Raw genomic sequence first — 6459 nt, 5'->3', positions numbered from 1 at the left:
GATAGACAGTCGCGTGCCTTAAACCTGGCTTGGCTACACATCCAAAACTGGCGCCCTATAAGGGAATCGAACCCTTGTTGCCGCCGTGAAAGGGCGGATTCCTAACCACTAGAAGAATAGGGCTAACTACTCTTAATACTAAATTGGGGCGCACAACGGGATTCGAACCCGTGTCCTCCTCGCTGAGAACGAGGCATCCTAGAACCGCTAGACGATATGCGCAAAACTTATAAAACTGGCGTTCCCAGCAAGAATCGAACTTGCACTTCAGGCTTCGTAGGCCCGCGTCTTATCCCTTAGACCATGGAAACAAAAAACCCCTGCAAGCGACGCCTCCAGGGGTTTCCAAGAGGGTGCGACGCCCTCCCCTTTAAATCTAAGGAAGGACTAAGTCAACGATCTTCTCGCTCGTCACGCCGAGCGCGGATGCAAATATCAATAATCATGTAATTCACCATAAGCAAATAATAAGGGCATAAAAAAACCCCGGAGTTTCCTCCAGGGTTCTTGTCTGGAGGGCATTTAGCCCTCCGAAGAGATTACTAAATGCAGAAGCACGGGCGATCATCGCGATCTTCGCGACGTTCGTCAAACCGTTCAAATGCAAAAGTGTTCATCTCAGGTATTCCGTGTGGTTTTCAATATGTATTGATAATCGCCCACACATCACCGCGCTGTCAACACCTTTTTCTGAAAATAAATCAAGAAAATTTTGATCTGCTCGCTTCTGCTTTGGATGCCTTTACCCGCTGCCATCTCACAAGGCATCTTGGAAGTATATTGACTGTCGCGGATACCCCCATGAATCACTATGACGAAGCCCTTGATGCTTTTGTAACCGATCACAAAGCCTCCATTGCCTTTCTGTTTGGAACCCCCAAAAGCCATGTTTCCAAAGATGACCTGAAGTCAATGCTCGAATACACGATCGGGATCCAGCTTCAGAATTCTTTTGAGTACAAAGGCAGCTTTGGAAAAGACCTTCTTCATGAGTTGCAGCTGATTCCTCGCCACAAGCGCTCGGCAGCAGTGGCTCAGAAGGCCCTGGAGCACGCTGAATTCAAGCAGGTTCAGAATAAGACCCTCGATATGGTCAAGGCTGCTGACAAGGCCAGAAACCCCCTGTCTGAGCACCTGAACAATTGGCGCAAGATGCGTATGCGTCGCGAGATGCGTGAGCTTTCCCAGTCGGCTCTGATCGTTGAAAAACAAACTCGCCTACTGACATTGGCCCTAGATCGTTACAGACACTCTCCTAGCGCTACCAATAAGCATATCGTGTCTACGGCAGTAATGGGGTTGAACAGGGCTCTGGTAAAATCGCACTCCAGGGAAAGGATCGCCGGAGCTTGGGCGATTCGCGCAGGCTTCCACAGTCAATCAGCTGGGCAGGCTCTGGAGCGCTTATACTTCGGGCGAGCAAGAAGGCTGGAGAAAAGCACTATGAAGCTTGATCACTGGCTTGAGCAAAATGACTTCAAGGTAAGGGTCTCGCCTGGCATCGCCCGCCGTCGCAATATCATGGAGATTGAGCTCTCCAGGGCGATTGATCAGGATGCCAGCACTCCATTGATGCGTTATGCTGGCAGACATCTGCCACACCGAGAATTGGAAATTGAGCATGCCCGCTAATGACGTCAAGACCGCACGCCTGACAGAGCAGACCCATGAAGACCTGATGGATGGCCAGGCCATCGTCAGGGAATACGACCCTGTGTTCAAGGCCCTTGATAGAGCCTGCGACATGCTGGAGAAATCTCTGGACAGCCTGACACAGAGCCCGTCTTCCCTGGTTCACTAGAGACCAAGATCACGGCCAATAAGCACCTCGGCATACACTCTGGATGTCGAGGGGTGCTTTATCAGCACCTCGCGCTTCATCCCCAGGCTTTCAAGATTTTTGAAACCTTTGGCACTGAGTTCAACCTGCATGAAAGTATGAGGTTGATCGGCTATGAAGCTTTTGATGACCTGATTGATTCTGGGTGTGACAGTGCCAGAATGCTTCTTGGCAATCTGTGTCGCGAAGTGCAGGCTGTCTGACATTTCGCTGGCCAAATAAAGCGACCAGGCTTCCTCGCTCATCACATCCGGAATTGGAGTGTCCCACACCAGTTGGCCAACATTCATTTCTGATTTTTCAAAGGGATGAGCCTGAACATTAGGGGTGCAATTGACCCCTTCAAAACCTTCGGGGTTATTCAGGATGTGCAGGATCGGCCACCCCGGAAACTGACTTACTTCTGACTTAGTCGCCAGCTGACGCAGTGCGCCGAGGGAATCTTGGTAGTCCACGCCTTGAAAACCCTGAGCCACAGCTCTGTTCAGCAAAAGCCAGATGGCAGCTTCTGCTTCGAAGGGTTCGATTGCATCCACATTTTGGAGAGGGTCTACCACTAATAAGCTGGCAAGCCACATTGCCCGCTCAGCGGCCAAGGCATCAGGCTCTACAGCCACCGAGCACTCATGACGTCGTAGGCACACAGCCCAACTCAATACCGTTGAAAGCCCACCAGGCCCAATGTCCGACATCAGCCTGGTCAGGGGAAAGGTGAACGGATCACTTAGATCCCGCAGTAAACCAAATTCACGAAATGTGCGTAGGGACTGATCCAGTATCATGCCTCGGTGCTGGGTGCTGGCATGGGGAATGAAATCAAGCAACCCTTGGATGTGGCGATCTCTGATGACTGAAAATTCGGAGCGCTCAGATGGACTTCGATGGGACTCTTTTGATTCTGAGCTCAGCTTTACGCCCAGTGATGACCAGAACGATTCTGACTGCCAGTGCGATGCGAAGAGTTGCGCTTCTTGAGTCGGAAGTAAGCTGCCCGACAGGAACTCGCTTTCTGCGCTGTTTCTAAATTCGTAATAATGCTTCATGGGCTTCCCTTTTCCCCAGCGTAGCAGTCCAGGGTGCGCTCAATCAATTTCGACTGGAGGGTTTTCAAGGCCTTATGATTCAAGCCCGCCTTGGCTCAGCCGCACTGATCTTCAGCTTGCGCATGGAAAGCGAGGGCTGCGAGGATAGCCTCGCGTAGAACAGTTGCGTCTTTGTCGGCCTCGTGGGGCACTTCAGCCGACTCAAAGGCGTCATTGATTGAATGGCACACGCTTGCAGCAAATACCTGATCCAGGCGCTTGACTTCAAATGCACACCGTACGCCGGACTCATCAAACAACTTGGCCAGCCAGCCCTGATCCCATTCGCTGTTGACCATCAGAGATCTGCCTTTGAAAATGGCGTTCATTTCCCTTGCTACCAAAAACGGGTCGCGACCTTGGGAAAGCAGGAAATCCCGATCTATCCCATGAATTCCTGCGGCAATCTCGCACCACTCTACCCATTCACCCAAGGGTGTCACGTACCAGATCCACGCCTGGTCATTGCCGGCGACGCCAATGGATACAGGATAGGACTCTGCGGTCAATCCAGATGCCTCGATATCCAGCGTCAGTACGTCATTGGGCATCATCATGGCAGCGTCCTCACTCTAGCAAGTCGTTGGTTTTGTTCGTGGATGATCAGTCTAGCCATGTTTGTTGCATCGTCTATTCCGCGATGATGCTCTCCCAATAGCTCAACTCCCTCATGCGCCAGCGCACTTTTCATACCACGACGCCTGAGCCTTGGATGACTTTGACTGTAGATCGTTTTGGCGTTGAAGTGCAAAGAGGAACGCAGTTCTAGCTCTATGCCTTTCTGCGCGCTCTCCATCTGAAGATGATGCAGGTCAAACATTCCCCAGGAGCACCAGGCGTAATCATCCTCAAACTGGCTAAGCCAATCCATTGCCTGGCTGAGCCCCTCACCAAACAAGGGTGAATTTTGAATCATCTCGTTGGTGATGGTTGTCAGGGATGTGCAGAATGTACTCAAGCCCGGATGGCGCTCAGGCTTGATCAACACAGAATGAGTCCCCACGATCTGCAGAGTCTCCATGTCGATCGCGGCCAGGCCAATCTCAATGACCTCTCGCTCAGACCTGTCAGGGGCCCCAAACATCTCGTTTGGCCAACAGGTGCACTCAAGATCAACTCCTATGAGAAATCGCTTGAGAGTCTGTTTTTTGATGTGGTCGACTATGGTGTCCATGGGAGCTACCGGAAAAATATTGGGCTAATACTAGCTACTTACCCAATAATTGTCGACACATCAATCAGCTCTATTACCGGGGTTGAAACCCCTCTTGCGCTGCTGCAGAGTTGCGCTGGAGCACAACAGGAGCCGAGGCCACCTTCTCAAGCAGGTCAACCATGAGACTGTAGCGTGAGTTAAGTGGCGTCTTCATTGCAAGGTGCATGGCAAGATCGTCCATCTGGTGTGGCTCACCAATAATGCGCCATGCTCCCACCGCGTCCCTGGAGTAGATGCCGGTGCGTTCTGGCATCACCCTCGCATTTGAAAGGGGATCGACAAAACCTTCCCCAGCGGTGCTTGATACTACAGTCATTTCCTTGTGTTCAAGCACCATACCCTTACTCAGAATCTGCTGGATGCTATCGGCCAGAAAAGGCGTGTAGTCCGCAAAGGACATGTCTTGATAAGTCATGATTTTGTTCATGGCGGACTCCTTAAAGGCCCAAATCAATAGCAAAGCGTTTGGTCACGACACGGTCTCTCAAGCGAGCAGGAAGCTGCTCAGAAATAGGCGCCAGATCAAAATTTTCAAGCAGGAATTCTGCCCTGGCTTGGGTAGTGGCCAGCTTAACCACTTCTTCAAGCGGCAGCCGATCCAGAAGCCCCATGCAAGCCTGCCTGACTGCCTCATCCTTGATGCGAACAGCTTTGTTCAACCAATCTTCAGGCTTGCTGCCAATGGTCTTCATCAGGCCGGCATTGTTGTAACCCAGGCTTGTGCGAAGGCGCGGACGCGCATGGAGGTTCCACCCTTCAGCATCTTTGTGATTGAGGACTTCAAACTCAATCGGAAGGGTGAGGCCTAGTTTTTTCTTTTCAAGGAACTCATAGAACTCTACCGGCGCACGTGTCCTGTACTGAACACCATCGCCCAGCGCAGCATGATAACGATTCATGGTTTCGAGCATCAGATCAACATTCTGATCATTGGTGAGCGCAGGGTCGTGCTTGAGCAAGGAATATCGCTCAATCGGATGATGATTCCCACGGATCCATGTGGAGAGCCACTGCAATTCAGATTTTGATTGAAAGTGACCTGCCATGCTTGAGTTAAGCGTGAGCTCCCTGGTAATGCCCAGCGAGGCCTGCCTACCGCGAGACGTGATGAAGACAGGATCTGCGCCCTTGAGGTAAAGACGTGTGTTCAGATAATCGCTGCAGTAGTTGTTCTCCTGCTTTGCAAGCAGCAGGGGTTCTGGGCGATGGTGCCGCATGGCGAAGCTGAGAGCCTTGCTGGGGGTGGAGTCGTCCATGTGGAGAGCAGGAATCATTTCAGCCCGCAGCAGTGCGATCTTTTGACCTGACTGGAATTCATCGCTGCGCAGGTTGCTCACAGCATCGTAACTGAGAAATGAAGTGGCCAGCATGACCTCATCAGCCGAAAGCGCTCCACTCCGATCTTCAAATCCATGGTGAGGATGAATGCTCTGAGTGCCGTTGGCATCCGTAACCACGCACTCAAATTTTGGCGAGAGGATAAATCCACCCATCCTTGCCACCGCAGGCGCATCCCGATCATTCACGATCACCGGCACCAGGGATGGAAAGACATCGGCATGCCATCCGCCCAGGCGTTCTGCATGGTGCCGACTTTCGAAGAAGGCTTTTGCCATGGCGCTGTGATCCAGATAGGCATGGCCTGCCTTAAAAGCCAGGTGGGGAATCTGAACACCCTCTGAAGCCATGGTAGAGGCTACAAGGTCGACCTGCACAGCAAAGCGCTCGAACTCCCAGGTGTCGTTGTAGTAAGTGCTTTGACTGTACTCGCTGGTTGCAAGATATGAAGGCAAAGAAACACCCAGCATGTCCATGATCTTGAGGGTCGTGGACTTGATAGAGGATCCAGAACCAACAGCGTACAGGCAGGATTGCCCACCCTGGCTTTTGCGCCAGAAATCAAATTCACTGCCCAATTTGATGGACATATCAACCCTATCTGGAACCTTTTCGACGATCTCAAGTGCCAGGTCATGGAAGCCTGAGCGCATCAGGTATTCAAAGAGATGCTCAAGGGATTTTTTATCATCACATTTTGCGATGGCGCCAGAAAGGGCTTTTCGGTAGTCCTCACTGATCAAAAGGGACTTGGAGGCGAGTTTGTCGGTCTCATCACGGGTATAGGATGACCGGCTCAAAAGCCCTGCGTTTGCGATCCAGTCAAACCCCTCCTTATCACGGAGTTTGAAGATCATTTCCGTGAGGGAGGTAAAGGGCGCCAGAGCGGCAGCGAGTTCTTTCTGGCCGCTGCTGAGGGCTTTGACAAAAAGCTCTGATACTTCTGAGGTGAGGTTCATCTAAACAATCTCCATTTTCCCCAG

General features: G+C 51.6%; 7 protein-coding genes and 3 tRNA genes. 2 read left to right on the top strand and 8 right to left on the bottom strand.

The window, feature by feature from the left end; all coding sequences use genetic code 11:
* Positions 1-48: 48 nt before the first annotated feature.
* The 3 genes from IFT57_RS10395 to IFT57_RS10385 form a co-directional block, all read right to left on the bottom strand.
* Positions 49-123 (bottom strand) — tRNA-Glu (locus IFT57_RS10395).
* 21 nt (positions 124-144) lie between these two features.
* Positions 145-222: transfer RNA gene (locus IFT57_RS10390), tRNA-Glu, on the bottom strand.
* A gap of 14 nt (positions 223-236) precedes the next feature.
* Positions 237-311: transfer RNA gene (locus tag IFT57_RS10385), tRNA-Arg, on the bottom strand.
* 235 nt (positions 312-546) lie between these two features.
* Here IFT57_RS10385 and IFT57_RS10380 point away from each other — a divergent pair.
* Entirely contained in the window at positions 547-1632 is a 1086-nt protein-coding gene (locus IFT57_RS10380) for a hypothetical protein (RefSeq protein WP_244657284.1), read from the top strand.
* The gene (locus IFT57_RS10375; protein ID WP_122531500.1) at positions 1622-1801 is read left to right on the top strand and encodes a hypothetical protein; all 180 of its coding nucleotides are present in this window, start codon (positions 1622-1624) and stop codon (positions 1799-1801) included. The genes IFT57_RS10380 and IFT57_RS10375 overlap by 11 nt, the downstream gene beginning before the upstream one ends.
* Here IFT57_RS10375 and IFT57_RS10370 read toward each other — a convergent pair.
* From IFT57_RS10370 to IFT57_RS10350, 5 genes are all read right to left on the bottom strand, one after another.
* A complete protein-coding gene (locus tag IFT57_RS10370) occupies positions 1798-2883 on the bottom strand; it encodes a hypothetical protein (protein WP_122531501.1) in 1086 nt (361 codons plus the stop codon). The genes IFT57_RS10375 and IFT57_RS10370 overlap by 4 nt on opposite strands.
* Positions 2884-2978: 95 nt before the next feature.
* Positions 2979-3479, bottom strand: a complete 501-nt coding sequence (locus IFT57_RS10365) for a hypothetical protein (RefSeq protein WP_122531502.1) — start codon at positions 3477-3479, stop codon at positions 2979-2981.
* Entirely contained in the window at positions 3476-4096 is a 621-nt protein-coding gene (locus IFT57_RS10360) for a 3'-5' exonuclease (RefSeq protein WP_122531503.1), read from the bottom strand. Before IFT57_RS10360 ends, IFT57_RS10365 begins: the two co-directional genes overlap by 4 nt.
* A 73-nt stretch (positions 4097-4169) precedes the next feature.
* Positions 4170-4565 carry a hypothetical protein gene (locus IFT57_RS10355; RefSeq protein WP_122531504.1) on the bottom strand — a complete coding sequence of 132 codons (396 nt, stop codon included), beginning with the start codon at positions 4563-4565 and terminating at the stop codon, positions 4170-4172.
* 10 nt (positions 4566-4575) lie between these two features.
* Positions 4576-6435, bottom strand: coding sequence for a hypothetical protein (locus IFT57_RS10350; protein ID WP_122531505.1), 1860 nt, complete (start codon positions 6433-6435; stop codon positions 4576-4578).
* Between the last annotated feature and the right edge of the window lie 24 nt (positions 6436-6459).

This window comes from Pseudomonas sp. CFBP 13719 (genome assembly GCF_014842095.1).
In the GTDB taxonomy this organism is placed as follows: Bacteria; Pseudomonadota; Gammaproteobacteria; order Pseudomonadales; family Pseudomonadaceae; genus Aquipseudomonas.
The sequence above is the reverse complement of the archived record's forward strand: the minus strand, read 5'-3'. Positions and strand labels throughout refer to the sequence as shown.

Coding starts and splice junctions, on each gene's coding strand:
- IFT57_RS10360 (WP_122531503.1), bottom strand. CDS start 4,096: ATGGACACCATAGTCGACCACATCAAAAAACAGACTCTCAAGCGATTT.
- IFT57_RS10350 (WP_122531505.1), bottom strand. CDS start 6,435: ATGAACCTCACCTCAGAAGTATCAGAGCTTTTTGTCAAAGCCCTCAGC.
- IFT57_RS10355 (WP_122531504.1), bottom strand. CDS start 4,565: ATGAACAAAATCATGACTTATCAAGACATGTCCTTTGCGGACTACACG.
- IFT57_RS10375 (WP_122531500.1), top strand. CDS start 1,622: ATGCCCGCTAATGACGTCAAGACCGCACGCCTGACAGAGCAGACCCAT.
- IFT57_RS10365 (WP_122531502.1), bottom strand. CDS start 3,479: ATGATGATGCCCAATGACGTACTGACGCTGGATATCGAGGCATCTGGA.
- IFT57_RS10380 (WP_244657284.1), top strand. CDS start 547: ATGCAGAAGCACGGGCGATCATCGCGATCTTCGCGACGTTCGTCAAAC.
- IFT57_RS10370 (WP_122531501.1), bottom strand. CDS start 2,883: ATGAAGCATTATTACGAATTTAGAAACAGCGCAGAAAGCGAGTTCCTG.